Origin of the sequence: Legionella septentrionalis (genome assembly GCF_003989745.1) — a bacterium.
Lineage (GTDB): Bacteria > Pseudomonadota > Gammaproteobacteria > Legionellales > Legionellaceae > Legionella_A > Legionella_A septentrionalis.
Genome location: NZ_RZGS01000001.1, coordinates 163,219 through 189,039 on the forward strand (window position 1 = coordinate 163,219; position 25,821 = coordinate 189,039).

A 25,821-nucleotide genomic window follows, 5' to 3' on the forward strand; every position below is an offset into this window, starting at 1 on the left:
ATGGCAAGCATTATAACGTATATGCAGCAATCCCTTCATAGATGCGTTATAATTCCGCATTTTCACTGCGTGGATGAGAGTTATGACAACACGGCGTAAAATGCTGGTAACCAGTGCGCTGCCTTATGCCAATGGGCATTTGCATTTGGGGCATTTGGTTGAGCACATACAAACCGACATTTGGGTACGGACGCACAAGATGCTTGGCCATCAATGCGTGAGCGTGTGCGGTGATGATGCACACGGAACCCCCATTATGCTAAAGGCGGAACAACTTGGCATGACGCCGGAAGCCTTAACTCTGGAAATGAAACAAAGCCATGAACGCGATTTTGCTCAGTTCAGCATTGCATACGATTGTTACCATACTACTCATTCCAGAGAAAACCAGGAGCTGGCAAGCGAGATTTATCACAAGTTGCAAGCGCGCGGCGATATCATAAAAAAAGTCATTCGCCAGGCTTACGATCCGGTTAAAGAAATGTTTTTGCCGGATCGTTATGTGAAAGGCACGTGTCCGAAATGCGGCGCCTCAGATCAATATGGGGATAATTGTGAAGCTTGTGGCGCAACTTATGCACCTATTGATCTTTTAAATCCGCTTTCTGCGATTTCAGGGGCGAAGCCTATCGAGAAAGAATCAGAGCATTATTTTTTTGATTTACCCCGCTATGAAGCGTTGCTTAAAGAATGGACGCACCAGGGGCATTTGCAGGAAGAAGTGGCAAACAAACTGGATGAATGGTTTGCAGCCGGCTTGAAACAATGGGATATTTCGCGCGATGCGCCTTATTTTGGTTTCCCCATTCCCGATGCAAAAGATAAATATTTCTATGTTTGGCTGGATGCGCCCATCGGCTATATGGCCAGTTTTAAAAAATATTGCGATACGCACGGTGTATCTTTTGCAGAGTTTTGGGACAAGGATGCAGGCACTGAACTTTATCATTTCGTCGGTAAAGACATTGTTTATTTCCATGCCTTGTTTTGGCCGGCTTTGTTGGCAGGCAGCGGGCATCGTTTACCGACTGCTGTATTTACCCATGGCTTTTTGACGGTGGATGGGCAAAAAATGTCAAAATCCCGCGGCACTTTCATTGAAGCCCGCACTTATCTTGCCCACCTAAACCCCGAATATTTGCGCTATTATTTTGCTGCCAAATTAAATGGGCGGGTGGATGATTTGGATTTGAATTTTGAAGATTTTACCAATCGGGTTAATGCAGACTTGGTGGGTAAAGTCGTCAACATAGCCAGCCGTTGTGCCGGATTTATCAATAAAAAATTTGCTAATCAATTAGCCGATAGCATAAGCGAACCTGCGCTTTATGCTGAACTCTTGGCAGAGCGGCGCCAGGTTATTCAAGCATTCGTGGATCGTGATTATGCACAAGCCATCCGTTTAATCATGGATTTGGCAGGACGCGTTAACCAATACATCGATGCTGAAAAGCCATGGGTTTTGGCCAAGGAGCCTGAGCGCCTGGCAGATGTGCAAGCAGTCTGTACGATGGGGCTTAATTTATTCCGCATCCTCATTACCTACTTAAAACCCGTGCTGCCGCAGATGGCAGCCTCTGCTGAACAATTTTTAAATTGTGAACCATTAACCTGGGACAGTATTGATGAGCCGTTAACAAACCATAAAATCAATAGTTTTGTGCCGCTCATGGTGCGGGTTGAAAAAGATAAAATTGCAGCAATGCTTGAGGCGGGGAAGGCAAGCTGATGGTTGATGTAAAAGATATCGATGCTTTATTGCCACAAACACAATGCGGCGAATGCAGTTATGCCGGTTGTTTACCTTATGCTGAAGCCCTGGCACGCGGACATGCTTCGATTAACCGGTGCCCGCCGGGTGGCGTGAATACATTGCAGGCTTTGGGGCAATTGTTGCGTGTGGATGCTTCTCCCTATATGGCCGACATGGATGCAAATACCAGACAGCCTTCAGTGGCGAGGATACGTGAGGATGAGTGCATTGGTTGCACGAAATGCATTAACGCGTGCCCTGTGGATGCAATCATAGGCAGCGGCAAGCTGCTGCATGCGGTTTTATCCCATGAATGCACGGGCTGTGGCTTGTGTGTGGAACCCTGTCCTGTGGACTGCATTGACCTATTGCCGTTGCCGGAACCTGCCTATAACCCGGAAATTGCACGTGAGCGCCATCATGCACGGCAAGTTCGCCTGTTGCGTGAAGAGCATGAAAAACAGCAAGCTTACCGCGACAAAAAACGCCTCGCCCGGCAGGCTGCCGATAAGGAACAAGATTTGCAGGCTAAAAAAGAATTCATTCTGCAAGCCTTGGCAAGAAAGGCACAAGCGGGATGATATCAGCATGAATAAAGAAAAAAGACGGGAAATCTTTGAGCGGTTTCGCGCCGAAAATCCGCATCCTACTACCGAGCTTTGCTATAAAACCCCATTTGAATTATTAATTGCCGTTATTTTATCAGCACAAGCTACGGACTCCGGGGTAAATAAAGCGACTGCCAAATTATACGCAGTCGCCAATACGCCGAAAGCTATATTGGCTTTGGGTGAAGAAGGCCTTAAAGAGTATGTCAAATCCATCGGCTTATATAATAGCAAGGCCGCTAACATCATAAAAACATGTGAGTTGCTATTGAGCAAATACGACGGCGAGGTTCCGCAAACGCGTGAAGAATTGGAAGCCTTGCCGGGAGTAGGGCGTAAAACGGCAAATGTCATTTTAAATACGCTATATGGTCAGCCAGTAATTCCTGTGGATACGCATGTATTCCGTGTTTCCAACCGTACTGGCATAGCCAAAGGAAAAACTCCCCTGGCTGTAGAGAAAGCTTTGTTGCGACACGTAGACAAGGAATTTTTAGTAAATGCCCACCATTGGCTGGTGCTGCACGGGCGCTACGTTTGTGTTGCCAAAAAGCCGCATTGCCCTGCATGCATTATCCGCGATCTATGTGAATATAAGCATAAGACTATTGAATAACTGTTTGAGCATAAGCCGCTCTTCGTCGGCTTATGCTCAAGTTTCCCGCTTTTTAGGCCTGGCCCAGCCATACACGGTTTTTTGTTTGGCTTCAGTCAGGGTTAACTCCCCCGGCGGAACATTTTTCCGGATGGTGCTGCCAGCGCCGATTGTCGCATTTTCACCTATGGTGACAGGGGCTATCAATTGGGTATCCGAGCCCACAAAAACGCCATCTTCAATGATGGTATGATGTTTATTTGCGCCATCATAATTACAAGTGATGGTTCCCGCGCCGATGTTGACGTTTTTGCCTATGCTGACATCGCCCAGATAACTTAAATGGCTGGCTTTGCTGTTGGCAGCGAAAACCGCATTTTTGGTTTCAACGAAGTTGCCGATTTTGCACTGGACGCCAAGCTGCGTTCCTGGCCTTAAGCGTGCAAAAGGGCCTATATGGCAACCATCCCCTATGATGCAATCTTCAAGAATACTGTTGGCCAATATCTCGCAATTATCGCCTAAGGTCACATTATTCAATAGGCAATTGGGGGCAATTTTACAGTTATTGCCCAGGGTGACCCGGCCCGCAAATACGGTGTTAACATCAATAAATACATCCATGCCACAATGCAATTCGCCACGGATATCGATGCGGGCTGCATCAGCCAGCGTTACCCCTTGTAACATTAAATCTTCTGCGAGCCATGACTGATATACGCGCTCCAATTGCTGTAACTGCAAGCGATTGTTCACGCCGCAGATTTCGCGAAAATCAGCAGTTTCCTGTGAAGCAATGTGCACGCCATCGCTTACTGCCATTTGAATAATTTCCGTTAAATAATATTCGCCCTGCGCATTATCATTATTTAATCGCGGCAGCCAGCGTTGTAACAGGGAAGCATTCGTGCAGCAAATGCCACTGTAAATTTCCTGAATATCGCGCTCCACGGGGGTCGCATCTTTTTCTTCAACGATGGTTTGTATGTATCCGCCATTGCGTATGATGCGCCCAAGGCCGGTAGGGTCGGGTACGGTTGCCAGCAATAGGCTTAACGAAGTTTGCTCCCTGACATTGCCTGCCACCAGCGCTTGCAGAGTAGATTGACGGATTAAAGGGACATCGGCTGATAAAATTAAAACTTGGCTTGCAGCCGGGATAAAAGGCAATGCCTGCATTACGGCATGCCCGGTTCCTAATTGCTGTTCCTGTTTCACCCAATGGATGGGTAATGCATTTAATTTTTGTTGGATTTGTTCACCCTCATGCCCAATGATCACATGGATTTTTTCAGGATTAAGGGTAAGCGCGGTTTCAACTACGCGCTGCAACATCGGTTTTCCGCCAATTTCATGCAATACTTTTGGCGTTTTTGAATGCATGCGTTTTCCCTGACCTGCCGCCAAAACAACAATATGAAGGTTCATGTTTAATTCCTTGATGAATTGCAGACTTAACAAATGCTGCTATGATAAAAAAATTGCCGGGAAAGGAGTAGTGTTATGAGTATTTTTCTTCATTTAATGAAACAATTATTGATTGATGAAATTGCAGAAGCCATTGCAGCTTCAAAAGCAAAAGATCAGTCTTTTCTGAACGGTTTTTTTTCGGCCGTTGGTTTGGGCGGGCGCGATCTTAAATTGTCAGCAGCGAAACGTAAGAAATTAGAAGAGCTCCACAATCAAATCACCAATTTTGTGGCGGGCAAAGATGATGAGGAAAGTTATAAAAAATTATCCACGCTGGTAACGGATTGCAAGACAGAACTCATCAGTTTGTGTTCCAAGCATACCCACCCTACCGGCGAGACTGAAAAATCCTTAAGCGATTTATTGGATTTAATGCTGCTTATCCATAAAAAATTAGAAACGGAAGAATTACTCAATATTGCTTATGATAAAGAGAGCCCTTTGAGCATGTTTCTTTTGAGCGGGGCTGCTTACTATACCCAAAACGTGGTCCGCCTGAAAAAGACTAGTTTTTGGGAAAGAATCCTGAATAACCCGGCTATTTCAAATAATCTGGAAATAAGGCAAGAAAAAGAAGAAATTTTAAAGAATGAAATTAATTCTTGTAAGGAACATTTGAAGACTCTGGACAAGGAAAGTGAAAACTATAACGTAATCACCAATAAAATTGTGCAGCAAGCCATTACTAATTTAAAACATGGTAATCAAGATAAATGTGCCCAGAAGCGCAAACATATAGGTTTCTTTGGCGAGTGTATGGATAATGCGCTGGAGCACATTGAACTGATAAAGAAGCAAGAAAACGAGAGGCGCAGAGAAAAACTCCCTCTACAGTCTAAGATCATTGACAAAAATGCCCAGCAGTCAGGGAGCGGGGTGGTGGAAAAAACGGTTGAACAAAATGAAACCATCCCACCGCTGCAACAGCAAGGGGAAGTGGTGCAAGGCTTGACAAATTCATCCATCATAGAAGAAAACAATGAAGAGGAAGTAAAGAGCCAACACCAAGCACGTACATAGCTAGTGGCTTAATTCCCCGCATAGGTTAGCCTCCATTAACCGTTTAATTTGCTTAATATCGGAAGTTTTGCTCAAAAGATATAAAAGCTTGCAATGGGCAGCTTCCGGCGTCATATCATGCCCGCTGATCAATCCGGCTTCCTTTAAAGTAAAACCGGTCGCATATTGATTCATTTCAACATGCCCGTGTTGGCATTGCGTGCAATTTACAATGACGACGCCGCGATCGCAGGCTTCTTTTAACAAGTGCAGAAAGCGCGGATCATTGTTTTGTGCGTTGCCAGCCCCATAGGTTTCCAGAATTAAACCACGCAAAGGTTGTTGCAAAATATAAGCTAATACTTCGGTGGCAAAACCCGGGAATAAGCGGAAATTGGCTATAAAATGCGGTTCTATGGTTTGTAGACGGAATGGATTATTGTGTACTGGTAGCAACAAGTCTTCGTGAAGTTTGATATCAATTCCTATCGAAGCAAGCGGCGGGAAATTTGGGGAGTCAAACGCAGCGAAACGCTGGGCACTGACTTTTTGCGAGCGGTTTCCCCGTAACAAGCTTTGATTAAAATAAATGCAAACTTCTTTAAGCGATTGATGCGCGCACAACCACAAGGAAGTAATGACGTTATCGATGGCATCATTGCGGATTTCTGACAAAGGTATTTGTGATCCGGTCAAAATAACGGGTTTATGCAAGTTTTCCAGCATAAAAGACAAGGCGGAGGCGGTATACGCCATGGTGTCGGTACCGTGGAAAATAACAAAGCCGTCGAAATTGGCATACTCTTGTGCAATGTCTTTGGCGATACGGTTCCATTCACGTACGGTCATGTTCGAAGAGTCAAGCAGCGGCGTGTATTCTTTAATGACGTATTGCGGCATGTCTTTATGCAGGAAAGCGGGGATTCGTTCCAAGGCTTTTTTTACATAACCTTGCATCGGCGCATACCCATGGCCGGTTTTAATGCTGCTGATGGTTCCACCTGTATTGATAATTAAAATCTTTTTTTTCATGTTTGCTTTGCCTAAAAATGATCATGCAGAATGCTGGCGTGTTCCTCTGCGTAGGCTTGCATCTTAGCAAAGAAATGGCAAAACAAACTAAACTATTTATTAGAAGAGGTGGCGCTATAGGTTTATTTGCCAAAGTCTTGCATTTTATGAAAAAATCAGCGTATTAATGGTTAATGTAAGCAGTAAACATGATAGTTGATCGTGCCGGCTACCGGTTAAATGTTGGAATTATTCTAGTCAATGAATCCGGCCGCGTGTTTTGGGGAAGACGACATGGTCACGATGCCTGGCAATTTCCTCAGGGTGGATTGGCCAGCGGTGAAACCGCATTGGAAGCCATGTTTCGTGAGTTGCGCGAAGAAATAGGCTTGGAACGTGAAGATATTGAAGTCTTGGGTTCTACCAAGCGCTGGCTTAAATATCGCCTTCCCAAACAATATTTGCGCCACGGCAGCGAACCTTTGGTTATTGGCCAGAAGCAGAAATGGTATTTGTTACGATTAGTAGCCAGCGAACAAAAAGTCCGTTTGGATTTAAGTGATTCCCCAGAGTTTGATAGCTGGCGCTGGATCGATTACTACGAGCCTCAGGAACAAGTTATTTTTTTTAAAAAACAAGTCTATATGCAGGCTTTAAAAGAACTCGAATATTTCTTGAAAAGACGGCGTAATCCTTATGGGCTACGCCGCAAACGAGGCAATCATGGTCGTTAAATGTTAAAGATATTAAAACGCATAGTACAAGACGTAACCACAGCCAGTCGTTTATCGGATGCACTCGGTATTTTGGTGCAGCGAGTAAAAAAAGCCATCGTCGCAGAAGCTGTCTCTGTTTTCCTCATTGATAATAAATACGCGGAATATGTATTGATTGCTACTGATGGCTTAAATAAAAAAGCCGAGCAAAGGGTGCGCGTCACGCTTGACCGGGGATTAATTGGCCTGGTAGGACGCCGTGAAGAACCCATCAATATTGACAATGCGCCGGCGCATCCTGAATTTTATCAAAATCCCCTGTTGGGAGAAGAAAATTACCAGGCATTCCTAGGTGTTCCCATCATTCAACACCGCAAATTGTATGGAGTTTTGGTGGCACAAAGAGCGGAGCTGCGTTTTTTTGATGACACGGAAGAAGCATTTCTCATCACACTGGCGGCGCAATTGGGTGGAGTCATTGCCAATGCAGAAGCCAGTGGTGAACTCATGCAATTAACACAACCACACCCGGTAGGGTTGGCGCGCCCTGAAGTCACGCAGATTGCTTTAACTGGTATTGGCAGTGTGCCAGGCGTTGGCATCGGTACCGCTTTGGTCGTCTACCCTCCTGCCGATATCGATGCGGTTCCGCGACTTATCGTGGATGATCCAGCTGAGGAAATCGCTGTATTTTATCAGGCACTGCAGGCCGCGCGCGACAATATGCATCGCTTAAGCCGGCGCATGAAAACAAGCGTTGCCGAAAATGAGCATGCTTTATTCGACGTGTATTTGCGCATGCTTGATGATGATAACTTAGGCGCTGAGGTAGTTGAAGTCATCAAAGCGGAAAAGCTCAGCGCACAAGCCGCCCTGGCTGCCGTGATAAAAAAACACGTATTGCAGTTTGAAAGCGTGAAAGATGAATATTTGCGTGAACGGGCAAGTGATTTTCACGATCTCGGCCGCCGTGTGCTGGCTGAGCTGCAATCGTCGCAACAGGAGGAAATCGTCTATCCGCGCCGCACTATTTTGGTAGGTGAAGAAATCACGGCAGCGGCTTTGGCAGAAGTGCCTGAAGGACAATTGGCCGGGGTAGTAGCCGCCAAAGGTTCGAACAATTCGCATGTCGCCATTTTGGCGCGTGCCATGGGTGTGCCGACGGTAATGGGGGTGCGTGGCCTTCATGTCGAGCAATTATCGCGCCGTGCTGTCATTGTGGATGGTTACTACGGTCATGTGTTTATCTCCCCGGCAAAACCCTTGCTTGCCGAATATAAAAAACTGGCGCAAGAAGAAGATGAATTAAATCAAAGTTTAGTCAGCTTACGGGACAAGCCTGCAGAAACTACGGATAATTACCGCGTATCCCTGCAGGTCAATACCGGACTTGCCATGGACGCTGGTTTATCCATGAGCGTTGGCGCAGAAGGCGTTGGACTTTATCGTTCAGAAGTACCTTTCATGAGCCGCGATTGTTTTCCTTCGGAAGATGAACAATACATCATTTACCGCCAAATTCTCAAAGCATTTGCCCCGCATCCGGTTACCATGCGCACCTTGGACATAGGTGGCGATAAGGTGCTTTCTTATTTCCCGGTTGAAGAAGACAATCCTTACCTTGGCTGGCGCGGTATCCGCGTCACCCTGGATCATCCGGATGTTTTTTTATTGCAGGTAAGGGCGATGATGCGTGCCAACGAACATTTAAATAATTTACGCATCATGCTGCCTATGGTTACTGCTTTAAACGAAGTGGATGAGGCCGTCTCACTGATCGAGCAAGCTTACAGTGAATTGCTGGAAGAAGGGTGCGCCATTGAAAAACCGCAAATAGGGGTGATGATTGAAGTTCCGGCTGCAGTTTACCAAGCGCGCGAATTGGCAAGGCGGGTAAATTTCCTCTCCGTCGGCACCAATGACTTAACCCAATATCTTTTAGCAGTCGATCGCAACAATGCCCGTGTTGCAGCACTTTACGATCCCTTGCACCCGGCCTTGCTGCGTACCCTGCTCAAAGTGGTTGAAGGCGGGCATGCCGCAGGTGTAGAAGTGAGTATTTGCGGTGAAATGGCAAGTGATCCCCTGGCGGTCATTTTGCTATTGGCTATGGGTTTTGATACGTTGAGCATGAATTCGTTCAGCTTGCCGCGCATAAAGTGGGTTATCCGCAGTTTTTCGATAACCCATGCCCGCAAAATTCTTGCCGATGTTTTGGAATTTGAGCATTCCGATGAAATCCGTTTGTATTTGCAAAAAGCGCTTACCGATGAAGGATTAGGTGGTTTAATCCGTCCCGGTAAATCATAATGGTTTTTTGGTCTTTAAAATTCATGCTTTAAAACGTAAGATTATAATTTTAATAAGGGTTTTATAACCATGCGCATACTGGTTTTTCCTCATATTGATCCGGTGGCCTTCTCGTTAGGCCCTCTGCGAGTCCATTGGTACGGCTTGATGTATTTACTGGGTTTTATCAGCGCTTGGTTGCTGGCACATTGGCGGGTGAAGCGTTACCAGCTTAACTGGACATCCGAGCAAATCGGGGATTTAATTTTCTTCGCTGCGTTAGGTGTTATCCTGGGCGGGCGTTTGGGATATATGCTATTTTATAGCACAGCACAATTCCTGCAGCAGCCATGGGTTTTATTTAAAATCTGGGAAGGCGGCATGTCTTTTCATGGTGGCTTATTAGGCGTCGCGCTCGCTTTATATCTCTTTTCCTATAAAGTGAAAAAACCTTTTTTGGCCGTGACGGATTTTATTGCACCCTTGGTGCCTTTAGGCTTGGCATTTGGGCGGCTGGGCAATTTTATCAATGGTGAATTATGGGGCAAACCTACTTCTACATCCTGGGGGATGATATTTCCGCATGTGGATGGGCAAACCCGCCATCCTTCACAACTTTATGAATTAGGGCTTGAGGGTATTGTCTTATTTATTTTAGTATGGTGGTATGCAGCCAAACCGCGTCCAGCCGGTTGTGTTTCTGCTATTTTTTTAATTGGATATTCCTTGTCACGCTTAATCGTAGAATTTTTCCGCGAGCCCGACATGCAACTTGGGTATGTGGCATTTAATTGGCTTACCATGGGACAATTGCTGTCTATCCCGATGCTTCTCATCGGCCTGGTACTTTGGTGGGTAAAACGCAATGAAAACATACCTTCAACTCATTGAGCATATCTTAAAACATGGTATAGAAAAAACTGACCGCACGGGTACCGGCACGCTGTCGGTATTTGCCTACCAGATGCGCTTTGATTTATCCCGGGGCTTTCCGCTGGTAACGACCAAGAAATTGCACACGCGCAGCATTGTTCATGAATTGTTATGGTTTTTGCGCGGTGATACCAATATTGCTTATCTTAAAGAGCATGGCGTGACTATTTGGGATGAGTGGGCGGATAAGAATGGCGATTTAGGGCCAGTATATGGGAAGCAGTGGCGCAGTTGGGCTACCGCAGATGGGCAGAGCATCGACCAATTAGCGGAAATATTAAACCAGATTAAAGCTAGCCCCGATTCCAGGCGTTTGTTGGTAAGTGCTTGGAATGTGGGTGAATTGGATAAAATGGCTTTGGCGCCTTGCCATGCCCTGTTTCAATTTTACGTGGCAAATAATCGCTTGTCTTGCCAGTTATATCAGCGTTCGGCAGATGTGTTTTTAGGCGTACCATTTAATATCGCTTCTTATTCCTTGTTAACCTGCATGATTGCGCAACAGTGTAATTTACAACCCGGCGAATTTATTTGGACTGGGGGCGATTGTCATTTATATTTAAATCATCTGGAACAAGCGCGCACCCAGCTTGAGCGCAAGCCATTTCCCTTGCCGCAATTGCATATCAAGCGCAAACCCGCCTCATTATTTGATTACGTATTTGAAGATTTTGAATTTGTTAATTATCAATGTCATCCGGCTATTAAAGCACCTATAGCAGTCTAATGCATACCCATGCAGGCACAAATGGATGCCTGCATTATTAACGGAAAGGATAGACATGAATATTGTGGCTCAAGAATCAATTTTTATACACAAAGCTTTTTGATTTTTAGCAAGGAGCCAATTCCGTAAGATTGCCGGCAAGGATGGTGGTGTTAATGTGCAATTTACATCAGGTAGCGCTGTATCATTCTAACAATTGCTCAATGCCTTGGGTGCCGCGCATTTGCGCCATCGATGAAGCTGAACCACAGCACCTCATTAGGAATTTAAAATGAAAAAAGCAGTTTTTTTAGTCACGTTATTGTTAACTTCTGCCGTATTTGCGTATACAGATTATAAACTTGGTGGGCAATATGATTGTGAAGGAAACGAAATCGGCACCGGCAATGTATTTAAGTGTACGCTAACCATTAAAAAGACAGGCGAAACTTATGCTTCAATGGCGATATGTGATAATGGTAATGCTTATACCGGAACTGGTATTTACGATGCCAATACGCATTTTTTGTCTTCAGGTTTTATTAATCCTAAAAAATTGGATGAAACAGGGATTGCCATGAGCCACGTGAAACGTGATGGCAGCATGGAAAGCACCTGGACTTATATTAATAAAACGACTATAGCGCGCACACGCTGTATTCCGCATGAGAAAGCTAAATAAGGTTTGAGTAAGCGCAGCAAGTGTGATGGAACTGCAGAGACTTAATATTAAAATTCAAATACCTCCCCTTTTCTTACAAACCCCTTAAATCCCTGGGCTTGTGCAGCGGGTAAGGGAAGTGCCGGATAATGGTAAAGCCACATTTTGGCTTTTATTGCCGGGGGCAAAGTAAGCAGTTTGGCATAATTTGCATGCACTTCGCTGCCCGGATTGCTCAAATCACAATCATGAAATATCACGTCAGCTTTATTAAAATATTCCATGTAAGCTTCAGGATCGAATTGCGTATCCGTAGTGATGAATACATTTTTTTTGCCGTTGGTAAAAAACAAGCCAAAACTTGGCACCAGATTGCCGTTATCATACACGTGCTTGGTTTTAACCAATTTAAAATTGATTTTTTCCCATGTGAACGTCGTTTCGTTTTGTAAATTCTGCAAGTCAAAATAAGTATGGATGCTGACATTTTCGTCTGCAATTGAACGCAAGCCACCGGATAGCACATGATTCCATAAGGTTTCTACCATGGAAGGATGAATAAACAATTTTGGTTTTTTGGCAGGCACAGAAAACTTGCAGGTGAAGGCAAGCCATTCCAAGCCGCCTACATGATCGGCATGAAAATGGCTGATGTATACGGCATCGATATCCTGGTGAGTGAGATCATAACTGTGCAGCGAATGGCGGATGTCCGTGCCGCAATCGATCAGCAATCGTTTGCCTGAATCGCTTTCCAAGATCATATTGGACTGGAAATTTTCAGTTATGGGTACAAAAGCCGAGCCTGAGCCGAGAAATTTTAATTTCATGCTAAACCTGATAATCGGCGTTGCCTTATATTAAAATTGTTGAGCAAAACTTGTTTTTTAGCAAGGTTTGCCCCATCGTTTTTTATTTTTACTGAACTTATTGTTAAATTTAAAGCTTTTATGCTTTAATGTTGCTATTATTGTTGCTTATTTTATCTTTATGAAAAAATTTATTATTCTTTTTCTGACCTTATTTTGTTTATCAACAGCCTATGGCAGTAAGCTCAGTAAATTTTTAAACAAGCTGGAGGCAGAGGAAAAGGCAGAACAACAGCGGGAACGGCAGCAAGATATGAACTTTAGCGATTTTGAATTTCGTTTTGAAAGACGGTATACGGACTCGTATGGCAAGCGTTGTCGCGAATATGAATTTCGTTCACGTTCAAACCCTTATCGCCATGGTCAGTATACCGTTTGCGATGATCGTTAGGATGCTAAATTTGATAATCCAATGCGGCGTAATCGGCTTGGCTAGTGGCATTTAGGGCAGTCTGTGCGTTGCTAAATAAGCCAAGAAGTTCAAGTTTATTTTCATGCGTGGAGAATGGTGAAAATTTATATAATTTTCCGTTGCAAGCGTTGAGCACGAGGTTACCTTTTTCATCGAAAATCGTAAAATGTTGCTCTTCATGCAATGATTCAGCCGTGCCTAATGAAGCTTTTCGCGGACAAATGACTGCTGCGTGAAAAATTTTTTCCCACAAGGAAAACGCGGGGAGATGCATGAAGTTTTTGCAGTATGTTTGTACTATTTGCGGTAACGTTGCGGCACTGCCGGCTAATTTATTCGGATCCGATTTCAAAACGAATTTACTTTTTTGTTTTAAAATAGGTAACTCTCCCAGCTTATATTCTCCATCGCACAAACCCGTTGGGCCTAAAGCATCGGTAATTACCATGATGCGGTTGGGCAGCAAATTGCTTAATGTGCTCACAAATGTTGCAGAAAGATGCTGCTCATCGCAAATCAATTCTGCAAAAAACTCAGACTTTTGTGCATTTTTCATCACCCAGCGTACAACATTGCTGGTCGATTGTTGCGGCTCAAAATTCTTGTTTCTCGCAGCTTGCTCTTGATTGGCATTTCCCAAATGGGTAAAACCGATGGCTCCTGCTGCAAGCGCTTGTTCTATGCATTTTTCGGCAGCATTGCTATGCCCAATAAAGACATGCACGAACACTTGGCGGTTATCCACTGTAAAATTTCTAGTCTGTTTAATGAATTCGATAGCACCTTTTAATTCAGGTGCAAGGGTAATTTTCCAGTTTTGTACATGCGGAGCCAGGCGCACAATTTTTGAAAAAGCTTCCACGTTAATTTCTTCTTGTAAAACCTGGGCGTCATGCGCGCCTTTGCATTCTTTGGAGATGAAGGGGCCTTCTAAATGCACGCCAACAATAATAGCCGCACCTGCAGTGGGCGTTTTATTTTGCTCAGCAATGTACTGATCAATGGCTGTTAGTGCAATTTTTAATTTCTCAAAAGACAAAGAGACTAGGGTGGCTACACAATAAGAGACGCCAGCTTCGCCCAGGCCCCGGGTGATGGTTTTAATATTATCTCCGTCTGCAAAATCAGAGCCGTTATATCCGTGGATATGCGCATCCATCATTCCCGGCATCAAGGCATACTTTCCTTTTGCATCCATCACCACGCTGTTTGGTTCAAGGTGTTCAGGCTGTATGTGTATTTTGCCTGCAGAGGTAATGTTGACCGTTTGTAAACCTGCTTGACCGTAGCCAAATACGTGTATGTTTTTAATAATCATCCCTATCCCTAGATGTTAGTTTAAAGCGTAAGCATACTGCACCTTAGTGGAGAGCAACAGCCTAACTCATCGTTAACTTTGCAATAAATGCTCTTATTGTCCAATTATTGTCTATAATCATGGTATTGGCTGTCCACAATATCATCGCTATGCCCAAGACTTATCTCGATCAACATGCTTACATGGATTCCTGGCTTCAGGAGCAATTTTCTTTTTTTACAAAGAGCAATCACGTAGTGGCAGATGAAGGCTTAAAGGAAAAATACCAATATTGCGAATGGGTTTTAGAAAAAGACAATGCCGAGCCTGCATTAAAGATTCGTTCTTTTGCTACAGATTCTTACAATGGTCCGCGGCTTGAAGATTTTTTAGATCGCCTAGAAGCTGTTTCCAAAACGGCAGCGACCATCATAGAACAATCGCAATTGCCCAATGAAGAAAAAGAAAAGCGTTTGTCAGCCATTGACGCTTATAAAGCAAAAGCAGAACGTGGGTTGAAGAAACATTGTGGCATCCCAGCTATTGCACTCGCCGAGATAGGAAACAGCGAAACAGAAGAGAAAGTTATCCAGCAAATTAATGAAGCAGGCAAACATTTACGGTTTTTCTTGGCTCATGCCTTGCCTATTGTTTATCCGGAAGAGAAGCGTAAGGCAGCATTGCAGTTATTTCAAAATGAGGAAGCGAAATGGACGGCTGCACAAGGCAGGCCTAACTTTATCAACCAATATGACCTAGGCGGTGATGTTACCCGCATCAGCGCACAACGTGTAGTAGGCCCAAGCATCATACCGAGTACAAAACGGGATGAAGGCAAGCTTGCAAACTTTGTCGAAGTGGCTATTGGCAGTAAAGGTAACCAAGGCAACGAACTGGATTTTACTGGATTTCGCCACAGTTCCTATCCTCCCATAAAAGAAAAAGACAAGATCAAACGAAGAGCCATGGCGTGTGAAGCGGTAAAAGACATGTTCCGAGAGCTCGCCAGAAAATCCATGGAAAGAGGGAGAACTTATAGCGAAGCATCTCCTTTGGAAATTAATTTATCTTCCATGGGGCTTTTATCACCCATTATGGGTGATAAAAGAATCATGAAGGCGGAAGAATCTGAATTGCGTCAATTGAAAGAATCGCAATATGCCTTGATGATGTATAACCAGCGGCCTTTAGAGTTGGAAATAGATGGCCAGAAGATAGTTGTGAAACCGAATGTAAACTTAATGAATGATCCGGCTAATCTGCATGGTTTACTGGTCAAGCAAACGTCGCAAAAGGTTATGAAATTTTTATCCAAGTTTCATTTGCCTATCCCTGCCAGCTTGGATGAAACGATTAACACACGCGGCATTTACCATTTTGTGAAAGATGGCAGGGAGCATATTGCCAATGAATTAAGAGATTTGGGTGCTGTAGATAAAGCGGCGGAAGACATCATTAGGATTTACAGGGAAATACCTCATGCGAGTAAACAGTTGCAAAAGGCAGAAAAAAATCTGGAGGAATTATTAAAAAAAGGAGATCTCGCGGCTTCTTATCAAGAGCTTGAAAATCGGCAGCAAGCATATCTAAAAGACAGCACGCCCTTTAATGAAAAAAAATATTATGAACAAGTGGATAAAATTCGTTCCCTAGAAGGGAGAATGCAGCAAGCGTATAAAAAAGTTGTCGATGAGCGCGCCAAGTTGTATGAAAAAAACAAGGAAAGTTATGCAGCATTAGAAAAAAAAATAGTAGCTTATTTATCTGACCCTGAAAATCAAGAAAAGCTGCAGGGACAAGACGGCGAAAAATTAAGGAAACTGTTGCAATTTATGCAATTGTTCCAGCAAAGCGAGGCGCTTTATTACGGGGGCAATACTGAACCACATGAATTTCCGGCCCGCTATTTAATCCTCAACCAAATGATGGGCACTGCCGTGGATTGGTTTTGCAAAAGCGGTGAAGACAGGACAGGTCGTGAGCAAAATTTTATTGAAGAATTATATGCATTTTTATCTTTACACAAACATTTTCCGCAGTTTGATTTCAAACAACAGGGAATTTTACAAAAAGATCGTGCCCTGCAACAGGAATTGGCAAAAACTGTCGTGGAGTTTTCCGTAAGCCGTGATATTTGCGGTGAAAATGCACATGGCGCACGTGGTTTACAGCAAACGGATTCCGGTATGGAAGTGAATAAAGGATTGCCCAATGCATCCGGGTATGCACTGGCGAAGCTCGCTAAGAGCAACTTGTATAATGAAAAAAAATTAAAGCAAATAAAAACCGTACCGTTAGAAGCTGTTGAACAAGAAAATGCCCAAATTCAAAAATCACAGCAAGCCGCATATGCTGAAGAAATACCTTTTACTGCTTTACCGATAGAGGAGGAACAGGACATAGATGCTGTTCCTCCTGAAGAAGTGGTTTCAATTGAGATAACAGATGAATTGGCTTTAGATGATTTAAAACATATCAGCCAAGAGCTGGATGCCGCAGCGCAGGATATTCTGCAAGCATTTGGCAGTACCCAGGCGAAAAAAAGCAAGAAAAAATATGATGGCTTGCCGGAACAAATTCATGAGAAAGTCAAAACAATACAAGCGCAAATCCATGCAGCAACTGCAGGCGCCAAAGGTAATCTTTCTGCCTTTAAAGAAAACTTCATTGTAACTTTGGGGGAAGCTTTTGAGGAAATCCAACAGCTTAAACAGCAGCTGGATAAAAAAACGGAAGATAAGCAGAAAAAAAGTGTGCTCGATAAGAATGTACAAATCTTGCAGGCTAATATCCAAGATGCGGCCGCTATTATTCATGATTCCTTAAACCAAAAAACGGCGATAATTAAGGAAGAAAATCTCTTGCGCAGCGGCGAAAGCGGAAAATTGCATGAACAGGTGGCAAACCTGCATAAAGCCTTTGTGGAAAAACACACGCTTTCCGGTGTGAGCGTGCGCAAGCGTTATGCACAAGCCGTCAATGATATCCAAGAATCAATAAACCGTTTGGAGCAATTACATGGGCAATTAAAAGAAGGTGTGCAAACAACACCCGAACGTTTGTTAGCACGGGCTTTGCAATTGGAAGCCGCTGCAATGAAGGCCTTGCAAAAATTGGCAGAACAAACTCATGATGAAAAAAAACAAGCAGTTTTTACTAAAGCCAGTAATATCATTATGCCAGCACTGACGCGTGCAGTTAAAGAAATCGAATTAAGAGAATGGAAAGATGAGCGCGTGCGCGTTGAGCAAGAAATAAAAACTTCGCTTCATGATAAAGACGCAAAAATTATTTTGCGCGAGCCGCCTTTACAAGAAAAAACCGTGCAGGAAATGACGAAGTTTTTACGGCAATTTGCTGAAAAAAATCCTAACGCTGCTGCCACGATAAATATAATTTTAAGCGGCTTACAAAAAGATTTCGAAAAAATGCAAATTCTAACCCAGACAGGTTTGCCACCCAAAGACGTCGAAGCTCTAAGCCTTGGTATAAATATGTATACGCAAAGCTTGTCCATGTTGGGTAGGTGGGCAGAAAATAAAGAGGAAACCCGTCAGCTCAACCAAACTATTCCAGGCTTTGTGCGTGAAATTACTCAAGCGGTTACCGCTTTGGAAAAAGGTATCCTTGAGCATGAAATCCAAGGGTATAAAGATTATGCTGAAGCACAGAAAGTTGAAATGCAGAAACAACAGGAAACGCAGCCTCTACCTGTTGAAGCTGAGGAAGTGGTTGTTCAGCCCATGCTCGAAGAGACAAACCCCGTGGCCATGCAGGAAGAAAACAAGGCAACTTCTTTATACGATGCGCTGCAAGAGCCCGTAGTAGAAAATCCGTCTACCCCGAATCTTAAATCGGCGCCACCATTTAATGAAGCAGAAATAGTAGCCGTTGTTGATGAAAAAACGCAGCAAGAAGACGAAGTTGCGGGAAGTGAGAACTTGCAGCATGGTTTTTCTGCAATACAAGAGGAGACACAACCACAACATGTTCCTTATGTCGAAGAGCCGAACCAATTTGCCAAAGAAAAAGAGCAAGTAGAGATAGGCAACCTTGCCAAAGAATCATCCCCCCAGCAATTTCAGCCATCACCCGTGTTGGAAACAGTAAACACTCAAGAGGTGAACGAAGAGCAGGAAGAATTTGTAATCCCGGTCGCTGCTTTAAATGATGAGGATGCAAAAGATGAAGAGGTATCTGAGGAGATAGTGGCTAGTCAGGAAGCCATTGCAGAAAATGAGGTGAGGGCAGAAGAAAATTCTAACCCGCATGTAGAAAAAACAAGATTTAACGAAGAGCAATTGCAAGAAATGGCAGGGCTTTTACAGAAATTAAAATCAATTAGCGAAGATTATCAACAATCATTAGAGGAAATTAAAAAGCCTACCGAGGTGCAGGCACATAATAAATCCCTGGTTAAAAATTTAATGGAAATTTTAAATGATCCAGCCGGTTCTCCGGATAAGAAATTGGAAAAATTTTATGGTAAGTTGTTGGAAGGACCTATGCCAGAATTTAAAAATTTAAAAAATGCGGCCACCAATATGGATGCACTCTGTGCAGATAAAAGTCGCGCCACAGCCAAAATTGCCTTAGGGTTGCTGGTCGTTGCCGCTACTTTGGTTAGCACAGGAGTTTTTGGAGCTGCAATTTTGTATTTACTCGATAAGCATGCCCCGGGCATATCGCCCCTAAATTTACTAAGGCCGAACGAACAAAACAAATTTGTTAAGAATTTATTGAATACCAATGATGCCGTTCTACAGAATATTGATTCCGCCCAAGAAACGATAAACCGCTTTAAAGCGGAATTGCCCAAACCCTGCGGGGAAGGCAACGATAACGCTGAGGAGCGGTCGATTAAGCCCGGCAACTCAGGATAAATCAATCGGATCAACGTCAATATTCCAGCGTATACCGCCCCCAAATTCATTTGCCGTGAGTCTTTTTTGCAAAGCCGTTAAGGCTGATTGTAATTTTTTTCTGGAAGCCGATTTAATTAATAACTGCAAGCGATGCTGATTGGCTTTCCTCGCCAGCGGTGCTGGTGCAGGCCCCAGGGTTGCCAGGTTATCCTGGTGTAGAAATTGTTGTAAAGTGGATAAAAATTGCACCACTTGCTCTTGTATTTTTCCTTGGGCCCGGATTACCGCGAGAAAATGATAGGGAGGTAATTGCGCTTCCTGCCGCTGCTGCAGCAAAGCATGCGCAAAGGATTGATATCCTTCCTGTATCAACAAATTCAGTAAAGGATGTTGCGGTAAATGCGTTTGGATCAGAACTTGCCCGGGCAGATGCGCCCTGCCTGCCCGCCCGGCAACTTGGATGAGCAATTGCCCCAGGCGTTCCAAAGCACGAAAGTCTTGATTATAAAAACCATGGTCAGCATCCACAATCACTACTAAAGTCAGGCGTGGGAAATGATGGCCTTTTGCCAGCATCTGGGTACCGACAATAAGTTGCACTTCACCTTGTTCGATCTGCTGCAATCCTGTCGCCAAAGCTTCTTTGCCACTGACCTCATCGCGGTCAATGCGTAAAATACGGGTAGTAGGAAATTGTGTCGCCAGGAATTCATGAATGCGCTGTGTACCTGCTCCAATCGGCAATAATTCCGTGGCAGAGCATTGCGCACAATGGGTAGGTATGGCTTGTAATAAACCGCAGTGATGGCATATGAGCCTGTTTGATTTGCGATGTACAGTCATGTGACTGTCGCAGGCACGGCAATCCGCCATCCAGCCGCATTGATGGCACAAAAGGACTGGGGCGAAGCCGCGACGGTTGATGAATACTAAGACTTGATTTTGTTGCTGTAAATGCTCGGCAATCAGTTGCAGGGCAGGCTGTGCCAACCCATGTTGCAAGGCTTGATTGCGGAGGTCTAAAATTCGGTAGTGCAGAGGTTGGTTAGTCAATGCCTTTTGCGTAAGCTGTAACAAGATATATTTATTAATCTGACAGTTATGCAAACTTTCCAGACTTGGGGTCGCTGAGCCAAGGATAATTGGGATATTGCCCTGACAAGCGCGCCACTGAGCTGTGTCTCGCGCCGAATAGCGCACTCCGTCCATTTGTTTTAACGAGGGGTCGTGCTCTTCATCGATGATGATTAAGCCTAAATCTGGGAGGGGCGTAAAAATCGCAGTGCGGGTCCCAATCACAATTCTCGCTTCACCTGTTTTGGCAAGTTGCCAGCCGATTTGCCGCTCTGTATCTGATAAATTGGAGTGAAGCACGGCCATGGGGCTGGTAAAACGTGCGCGAAAGCGCGCCACGAGTTGCGGGGTTAAGCCAATTTCAGGTACCAAGACCAGCGCTTGCCTACCCATAGCCAAAACTTGGGCAATGATTTGTAGATACACTTCTGTTTTTCCGCTTCCAGTCACCCCCTGCAACAAAAAGCTGCGATAAATATGCAAGTTGCTGGAAATTATGGCGACTGCATGTGCTTGTTCTGTATTCAGCATGGGGGGCATGCCGTTTGGTGCAGTGGCAGGTTCTTGCTCCCGGATTGATAAAATCCCATGCCGGCTTAATGAATTAAGTTGCGATGCCGTGAATCCAGCGGCTAACAAATCTTTTTTGCTTTTGGGTACAGTGTTTTCTGCAAAATAATCGACTAAAGCATGCTGGCGATGGGCTCTTTGAGGCAGGCGTGCATGTGCTTGTTCTTTAGTAAGCTTTAGGGAATAACAATGATACACCGGCACGACTGCATCGTGTCCTTCGCGATATTTTTTTGGTAATGCCAGAGGAAGCACTTCTGAAAGCGGCGATTGATAATAACGGCTGACCCAACTGCACAAGGCAAGAATATCTCTGCTCAGCAAGGGTTCTGCATCAATCACGCTATGAATGGTTTTTATATTGGCAGCAAGGTTCTCAGGCGCTCCTGTACCGACAACAATCCCCAAGCGGGTTTGTTTACGGAAAGGTACCCAAACGCGTGTGCCGATAGCCGGGACAACATCATTTGCATAATAATCAAAAAAATCACGGCGCGTATGGGGAAGACAAATTTTAAGTACAATCCCCACGGTTGTCTCCAAATTTCAAGCTGTTTCTTGCAGGATTGCAGAATGGCATCCGCGGCTCCCTTTACGATGCACTGGATGCCTGGGAAGCCGTATTGTAAAGACAGGAATCAGCTCTTTCAAGGTCAATAACCTTGGGCATGCTGCCAAAAAAGTGTATAATTGATGACTTTTTAATCCAAACACACCGTTATGATTCTTGATAAATACTATGACGTCATCGTCGTTGGCGGTGGTCATGCAGGCACTGAAGCTGCTTTGGCTGCAGCGCGTATGGGGGCGGATACGTTACTGCTCACCCACAATATGGATTTGCTTGGTCAAATGTCTTGCAATCCTGCCATAGGCGGAATAGGCAAAGGCCATTTGGTCAAGGAAATCGATGCGCTGGATGGCATCATGGCACGTGCGGCTGACCAAGCCGGCATTCAATTTCGCATGCTGAATGCATCGAAAGGGCCAGCGGTGCGCGCTACCCGTGCTCAAGCTGATCGCGTTCTTTACCGTCAAGCTATTCGCGAAGCCTTGCAAAAGCAAGACAATTTAACCCTGTTCCAGCAAGCGGTAGAGGACGTACTCTTAGAGGGGGAGCGCGTTGTTGGGGTGCGTACGCAAATTGGCTTGATATTGCGCGCCCGTGCGATCGTGCTCACGGTGGGGACATTTCTTGGTGGCAAGATTCATATTGGCATGAATCAATATGCGGGAGGCCGGGCAGGTGATCCGCCTGCCCTCGCACTTGCACAGTGCTTGCGGGAGTTAGAGCTGCCTGTCGGGCGCTTGAAAACCGGTACGCCGCCACGTATTGACGGTCGTTCTTTAGATTACAGTCAAATGACTATACAGCCTGGAGATACACCAGTCCCTGTGTTTTCTTATTTAGGCACGCCTGCGGATCATCCCAAACAAGTGCCCTGCTACATTACCCATACTACAGCCACCACTCATGAAATTATTCGCGACAATTTGCATCAATCCCCTATGTATTCAGGGGTCATCGAGGGTGTCGGGCCACGGTATTGCCCATCCATTGAAGATAAAGTGGTGCGTTTTGCCGATAAGCTGTCACACCAGATTTTTGTTGAACCAGAAGGTTTAACCACAGACGAAATTTATCCCAATGGCATTTCCACCAGCCTGCCTTTTGAAGTGCAAGTGCAATTTGTGCGCACGATTAAAGGCTTTGAAAACGCGCATATCACGCGCCCGGGATATGCTATCGAATACGATTATTTTGATCCGCGGGGACTGACTCCTTTTCTGCAAACCAAGCCATTACCCAATTTATTTTTTGCCGGGCAAATCAATGGGACTACCGGCTATGAAGAAGCGGCTGCCCAGGGAATCATTGCCGGGATGAATGCAGCTTTGCAGGTTCAGGATAAAGCGATGTGGAGCCCAAGACGAGACGAGGCTTATATTGGGGTTTTACTGGATGATTTAATTACCTGCGGAACCCAGGAACCTTATCGTATGTTTACCTCGCGTGCGGAATACCGCTTATTATTGCGTGAGGATAATGCGGATTTGCGGTTAACCAGCAAAGGGCGGGAGCTTGGTTTGGTAGGGGAAACTCGCTGGCGGGCATTTTGCGAAAAACAAGAGCAAATTGCAAAAACACAGCAACGATTGAAAGATACCTGGGTGCGCGTGCACCATAATGAAGCTTTGCAACACGTGTTGGAAACTCCCTTGCAACATGATTGCCGCGGCTTGGATTTGTTAAAGCGGCCTGAAATTGCCTATTCACATCTGCAAGCCGTTGCTGAACTGGATCTGCCGCAGCTACCGGAAGAAATTGCCGAGCAAGTTGAAATTCAAAGCAAATATGCAGGCTATATAGAACGGCAACAGCAGGATATCGCTCGTTTGCACAAGCATGAAAATACACGCATACCTGAGGATTTGGATTACAGCCAAGTTTCGGGGTTATCGACGGAAGTCATGCAAAAACTGACGCGTATTCGCCCTGCTTCTATCGCGCAAGCTGCTCGGATTTCTGGCGTAACCCCGGCTGCCTTGTCTTTATTATTGATCCATCTTAAAAAACAGCGGTTGCTGGCATGAATGAGCACAGTTCAATTGCAAAAAAATTAAAAGATGGCATGCAGCAGCTTGGCATAAACGCATCCGCTGAACCTTTACTGCATTACCTGCAACTCTTGCAGAAATGGAACAAGGCTTATAATCTGACGGCTATTCAGGATTTATCTGCGATGGTTACTCGCCACGTTCTGGACAGTCTCGCGGTTGTCCCCTGGGTAAAAGGCACACGCGTTCTGGACGTGGGCAGCGGTGCTGGGCTGCCAGGTATTCCTCTAGCCTTGGTACGGCCGGAACTTGAAGTGGTTTTGCTGGACAGCAATGGCAAGAAAACCCGCTTTTTGCATGAAGTAAAGCGTGTTTTATCCTTGCACAATGTTGACATCGTGCAAACCCGAGTGGAGAGCTACCACCCCGCCCAAGGTTTTGATACAGTTATTAGTCGGGCATTTAGTGATTTGCAGCAAATGATTAAATGGACCCATCACCTGGTTGCCGAGGATGGTATCTGGTTGGCAATGAAGGGACGTCGGCCCGAAGCTGAATTGACAGCCATCCCCTATGCGTACCAGGTTGAATCCTACAAGATTGCGGGAATGGATGGTGAACGCTGCTGCGTTATCATTAGTAAATAATCAGATTTCTGGAGACGGCTGTTTAAAATGCAGATGTCAGTCTTGCAACGTTAAGTAAGAAGGAATGATCATGGCGAAAGTCATAGCCATAGCCAATCAAAAAGGCGGGGTGGGCAAAACTACCACGGCAATCAATTTATCGGCTTCACTTGCTGCCAATAAAAAACAAGTGCTGCTCGTTGACCTGGATCCGCAGGGAAATGCCACCATGGGGTGCGGCGTGGATAAAAATTCACTGGTGCACACCAGCAATGACGTTTTGCTGCGCGATTGTTTGGCAGAACAGGCATCCTTGTCTACCCGCGCTGGGTTCGATTTAATTCCAGCCAATGGTGATCTGACAGTTGCTGAAGTCAGTTTGATGGAGCGGGATCATCGTGAAACCTTTTTATTTAAGGCATTGCAATCTTTGCAAAGCACCTATGATTTCATTCTGATTGACTGTCCGCCCGCATTAAATACGCTTACCATCAATGCCTTGGTTGCTGCTGATTCGGTTTTAATCCCTATTCAATGTGAGTATTATGCATTGGAGGGTTTGGCGGCTTTGCTAACTACCATTGAACAGATTAAGGCTTCCGTAAACCCCCGCTTGCAGATTGAGGGAATATTAAGAACCATGTATGACGGAAGAAATCGCCTGTGTTCTGAAGTTGCAAAACAATTGCTGGAGCATTTTAACCGCAAGGTATATCGCACGGTGGTGCCGCGCAATGTACGTTTAGCGGAAGCGCCAAGCCACGGCATGCCTGCCTTGCAGTACGATAAAACATCACCTGGAGCTGCGGCATATATGGTATTGGCATCCGAACTCATTAGTAAACAAACCGTTGCTGCGTAAGACGGATAATTGCGTGCACCAGTAAGCGCGGGTGGGTCAATGATCATCAATTGAGGTATTTGTAATGGTAAAAAAAGGGGGATTGGGCCGCAGTCTATCGGCCTTATTGAGCCATACGGAAAGCGCTACACCAACGGTCAATGAAAATTCTCACCAGGTTGAACTTTCCGTGCATTGTTTACAACCCGGAAAGTATCAACCTCGCGGCGAGATAGATGAAATATCGCTCGCTGAATTGGCTGACTCCATTAAGAAACAGGGGCTTTTGCAGCCGCTCGTAGTCCGCGAAGTGGCTGCGGGACAGTATGAAATCATTGCTGGCGAAAGACGGTGGCGGGCTTGTCAATTGGCAGGCATGGAGCAAGTACCGGTAACGATCCGGCAAGTGGATGATGAAACGGCTATGGCCATGGCTTTGGTGGAAAACTTACAGCGTGAAGATTTGAATGTGATGGATCATGCACGCGCTTTGCAGCGGCTGACCACCGAATTTGCACTCACTCATCAACAAGTTGCTGAAGTCATCGGCAAGTCGCGCACGGCTGTCAGCAATTATCTGCGTTTGCTTAATTTAAACCCCGCTGTTCGGCGCATGTTGGAGAATGGCGATTTGGACATGGGGCATGCGCGCTGTTTACTGGTTTTGGATGAAACCCAGCAAAGTGACGTAGCAAAACTTATTGTCGCGAGGAATTTATCCGTACGCGAAACTGAAGCATTGGTTGCAAGGGTGAAAACGGGTGCTTACCGGAAAGATACTGCAGAAAAAAAGCCGCTGCCGCCTGTGTGTTCGGAACAATTACAATCCCTGGCGCAACATTTGCAAACGAAAGTAAGCTTAAAGCAGGGCAAATCTGGTAAAGGCACCCTGGTTCTTCATTATCAAGATGTGCATGCGTTGGAAAAAATGATGGATTTGTTAATGAGTAATTAGCAGCCTTGATAA

20 protein-coding genes are annotated in these 25,821 nt (G+C 45.0%); 15 read left to right on the forward strand and 5 right to left on the reverse strand.

Annotated elements, in window-relative coordinates; translation table 11 throughout:
• Window positions 1–82 precede the first annotated feature (82 nt).
• From metG to nth, 3 genes are read left to right on the forward strand one after another with little or no spacing between them, the layout of a single operon-like run.
• Window positions 83–1,729, forward strand: a complete 1,647-nt coding sequence (gene metG, locus ELY11_RS00750; RefSeq protein WP_127032314.1) for a methionine--tRNA ligase — start codon at window positions 83–85, stop codon at window positions 1,727–1,729.
• A complete protein-coding gene (locus ELY11_RS00755) occupies window positions 1,729–2,334 on the forward strand; it encodes an RnfABCDGE type electron transport complex subunit B (RefSeq protein WP_126953270.1) in 606 nt (201 codons plus the stop codon). Before metG ends, ELY11_RS00755 begins: the two co-directional genes overlap by 1 nt.
• 7 nt (window positions 2,335–2,341) lie before the next feature.
• The gene (gene nth, locus ELY11_RS00760; protein WP_126953271.1) at window positions 2,342–2,977 is read left to right on the forward strand and encodes an endonuclease III; all 636 of its coding nucleotides are present in this window, start codon (window positions 2,342–2,344) and stop codon (window positions 2,975–2,977) included.
• A 36-nt stretch (window positions 2,978–3,013) separates the two neighbouring features.
• On the opposite strand, the gene glmU is transcribed toward nth, so the two are convergent.
• Window positions 3,014–4,384: a bifunctional UDP-N-acetylglucosamine diphosphorylase/glucosamine-1-phosphate N-acetyltransferase GlmU gene (gene glmU / locus ELY11_RS00765; RefSeq protein WP_127032315.1), complete on the reverse strand. Its 1,371-nt coding sequence runs from the start codon at window positions 4,382–4,384 to the stop codon at window positions 3,014–3,016.
• Window positions 4,385–4,459: 75 nt separating this feature from the next.
• On the opposite strand from glmU, the gene ELY11_RS00770 reads away from it, so the two are divergent.
• Window positions 4,460–5,446: a hypothetical protein gene (locus ELY11_RS00770; protein ID WP_127032316.1), complete on the forward strand. Its 987-nt coding sequence runs from the start codon at window positions 4,460–4,462 to the stop codon at window positions 5,444–5,446.
• Here ELY11_RS00770 and ansA read toward each other — a convergent pair whose 3' ends face one another.
• Window positions 5,447–6,457, reverse strand: coding sequence for an asparaginase (gene ansA, locus ELY11_RS00775; protein ID WP_126953274.1), 1,011 nt, complete (start codon window positions 6,455–6,457; stop codon window positions 5,447–5,449).
• A gap of 188 nt (window positions 6,458–6,645) precedes the next feature.
• Here ansA and ELY11_RS00780 point away from each other — a divergent pair, with 188 nt between their 5' ends.
• From ELY11_RS00780 to ELY11_RS00800, 5 genes are all read left to right on the forward strand, one after another.
• Window positions 6,646–7,170 (forward strand): RNA pyrophosphohydrolase, encoded by a 525-nt coding sequence (locus ELY11_RS00780; RefSeq protein WP_126953275.1) that lies wholly within the window; start codon window positions 6,646–6,648, stop codon window positions 7,168–7,170.
• Window positions 7,171–9,462 carry a phosphoenolpyruvate--protein phosphotransferase gene (ptsP, locus tag ELY11_RS00785; RefSeq protein ID WP_127032317.1) on the forward strand — a complete coding sequence of 764 codons (2,292 nt, stop codon included), beginning with the start codon at window positions 7,171–7,173 and terminating at the stop codon, window positions 9,460–9,462. It abuts the gene before it with no gap.
• 75 nt (window positions 9,463–9,537) lie between these two features.
• The gene (lgt, locus tag ELY11_RS00790; protein WP_127032339.1) at window positions 9,538–10,332 is read left to right on the forward strand and encodes a prolipoprotein diacylglyceryl transferase; all 795 of its coding nucleotides are present in this window, start codon (window positions 9,538–9,540) and stop codon (window positions 10,330–10,332) included.
• Entirely contained in the window at window positions 10,307–11,101 is a 795-nt protein-coding gene (gene thyA / locus ELY11_RS00795; RefSeq protein WP_126953277.1) for a thymidylate synthase, read from the forward strand. Before lgt ends, thyA begins: the two co-directional genes overlap by 26 nt.
• 271 nt (window positions 11,102–11,372) lie before the next feature.
• Window positions 11,373–11,762, forward strand: coding sequence for a hypothetical protein (locus ELY11_RS00800; RefSeq protein WP_127032318.1), 390 nt, complete (start codon window positions 11,373–11,375; stop codon window positions 11,760–11,762).
• Between the two features lie 47 nt (window positions 11,763–11,809).
• Here the strand turns inward: ELY11_RS00800 and ELY11_RS00805 are convergent, their stop codons facing one another.
• Entirely contained in the window at window positions 11,810–12,571 is a 762-nt protein-coding gene (locus ELY11_RS00805; RefSeq protein WP_127032319.1) for an MBL fold metallo-hydrolase, read from the reverse strand.
• Between the two features lie 160 nt (window positions 12,572–12,731).
• Between ELY11_RS00805 and ELY11_RS00810 the strand changes: the two genes are divergently transcribed.
• The gene (locus ELY11_RS00810; RefSeq protein WP_126953280.1) at window positions 12,732–13,001 is read left to right on the forward strand and encodes a hypothetical protein; all 270 of its coding nucleotides are present in this window, start codon (window positions 12,732–12,734) and stop codon (window positions 12,999–13,001) included.
• A gap of 4 nt (window positions 13,002–13,005) precedes the next feature.
• Here the strand turns inward: ELY11_RS00810 and ELY11_RS00815 are convergent, their stop codons facing one another.
• Window positions 13,006–14,340, reverse strand: coding sequence for a hypothetical protein (locus ELY11_RS00815; protein ID WP_126953281.1), 1,335 nt, complete (start codon window positions 14,338–14,340; stop codon window positions 13,006–13,008).
• 107 nt (window positions 14,341–14,447) lie between these two features.
• On the opposite strand from ELY11_RS00815, the gene ELY11_RS00820 reads away from it, so the two are divergent.
• On the forward strand, window positions 14,448–19,202 hold the full coding sequence (locus ELY11_RS00820; RefSeq protein ID WP_127032320.1) for a sbcc family protein: 4,755 nt from the start codon (window positions 14,448–14,450) through the stop codon (window positions 19,200–19,202).
• On the opposite strand, the gene ELY11_RS00825 is transcribed toward ELY11_RS00820, so the two are convergent.
• Window positions 19,194–21,359 (reverse strand): primosomal protein N', encoded by a 2,166-nt coding sequence (locus ELY11_RS00825; protein ID WP_126953283.1) that lies wholly within the window; start codon window positions 21,357–21,359, stop codon window positions 19,194–19,196. The two genes, ELY11_RS00820 and ELY11_RS00825, sit on opposite strands and share 9 nt — an antisense overlap.
• Window positions 21,360–21,548: 189 nt before the next feature.
• Here ELY11_RS00825 and mnmG point away from each other — a divergent pair, with 189 nt between their 5' ends.
• From mnmG to ELY11_RS00845, 4 genes are all read left to right on the forward strand, one after another.
• Entirely contained in the window at window positions 21,549–23,423 is a 1,875-nt protein-coding gene (gene mnmG, locus ELY11_RS00830) for a tRNA uridine-5-carboxymethylaminomethyl(34) synthesis enzyme MnmG (protein WP_127032321.1), read from the forward strand.
• The gene (gene rsmG, locus ELY11_RS00835; protein ID WP_126953285.1) at window positions 23,420–24,034 is read left to right on the forward strand and encodes a 16S rRNA (guanine(527)-N(7))-methyltransferase RsmG; all 615 of its coding nucleotides are present in this window, start codon (window positions 23,420–23,422) and stop codon (window positions 24,032–24,034) included. The genes mnmG and rsmG overlap by 4 nt, the downstream gene beginning before the upstream one ends.
• 70 nt (window positions 24,035–24,104) lie before the next feature.
• A complete protein-coding gene (locus ELY11_RS00840; RefSeq protein WP_126953286.1) occupies window positions 24,105–24,875 on the forward strand; it encodes a ParA family protein in 771 nt (256 codons plus the stop codon).
• A gap of 64 nt (window positions 24,876–24,939) precedes the next feature.
• Complete coding sequence (locus tag ELY11_RS00845; RefSeq protein WP_127032322.1) at window positions 24,940–25,809, forward strand: ParB/RepB/Spo0J family partition protein; 870 nt, start codon at window positions 24,940–24,942, stop codon at window positions 25,807–25,809.
• Window positions 25,810–25,821 lie beyond the last annotated feature (12 nt).

Coding starts and splice junctions, on each gene's coding strand:
- metG (WP_127032314.1), top strand. CDS start 83: ATGACAACACGGCGTAAAATGCTGGTAACCAGTGCGCTGCCTTATGCC.
- ELY11_RS00755 (WP_126953270.1), top strand. CDS start 1,729: ATGGTTGATGTAAAAGATATCGATGCTTTATTGCCACAAACACAATGC.
- nth (WP_126953271.1), top strand. CDS start 2,342: ATGAATAAAGAAAAAAGACGGGAAATCTTTGAGCGGTTTCGCGCCGAA.
- glmU (WP_127032315.1), bottom strand. CDS start 4,384: ATGAACCTTCATATTGTTGTTTTGGCGGCAGGTCAGGGAAAACGCATG.
- ELY11_RS00770 (WP_127032316.1), top strand. CDS start 4,460: ATGAGTATTTTTCTTCATTTAATGAAACAATTATTGATTGATGAAATT.
- ansA (WP_126953274.1), bottom strand. CDS start 6,457: ATGAAAAAAAAGATTTTAATTATCAATACAGGTGGAACCATCAGCAGC.
- ELY11_RS00780 (WP_126953275.1), top strand. CDS start 6,646: ATGATAGTTGATCGTGCCGGCTACCGGTTAAATGTTGGAATTATTCTA.
- ptsP (WP_127032317.1), top strand. CDS start 7,171: ATGTTAAAGATATTAAAACGCATAGTACAAGACGTAACCACAGCCAGT.
- thyA (WP_126953277.1), top strand. CDS start 10,307: ATGAAAACATACCTTCAACTCATTGAGCATATCTTAAAACATGGTATA.
- ELY11_RS00800 (WP_127032318.1), top strand. CDS start 11,373: ATGAAAAAAGCAGTTTTTTTAGTCACGTTATTGTTAACTTCTGCCGTA.
- ELY11_RS00805 (WP_127032319.1), bottom strand. CDS start 12,571: ATGAAATTAAAATTTCTCGGCTCAGGCTCGGCTTTTGTACCCATAACT.
- ELY11_RS00810 (WP_126953280.1), top strand. CDS start 12,732: ATGAAAAAATTTATTATTCTTTTTCTGACCTTATTTTGTTTATCAACA.
- ELY11_RS00815 (WP_126953281.1), bottom strand. CDS start 14,340: ATGATTATTAAAAACATACACGTATTTGGCTACGGTCAAGCAGGTTTA.
- mnmG (WP_127032321.1), top strand. CDS start 21,549: ATGATTCTTGATAAATACTATGACGTCATCGTCGTTGGCGGTGGTCAT.
- rsmG (WP_126953285.1), top strand. CDS start 23,420: ATGAATGAGCACAGTTCAATTGCAAAAAAATTAAAAGATGGCATGCAG.
- ELY11_RS00840 (WP_126953286.1), top strand. CDS start 24,105: ATGGCGAAAGTCATAGCCATAGCCAATCAAAAAGGCGGGGTGGGCAAA.
- ELY11_RS00845 (WP_127032322.1), top strand. CDS start 24,940: ATGGTAAAAAAAGGGGGATTGGGCCGCAGTCTATCGGCCTTATTGAGC.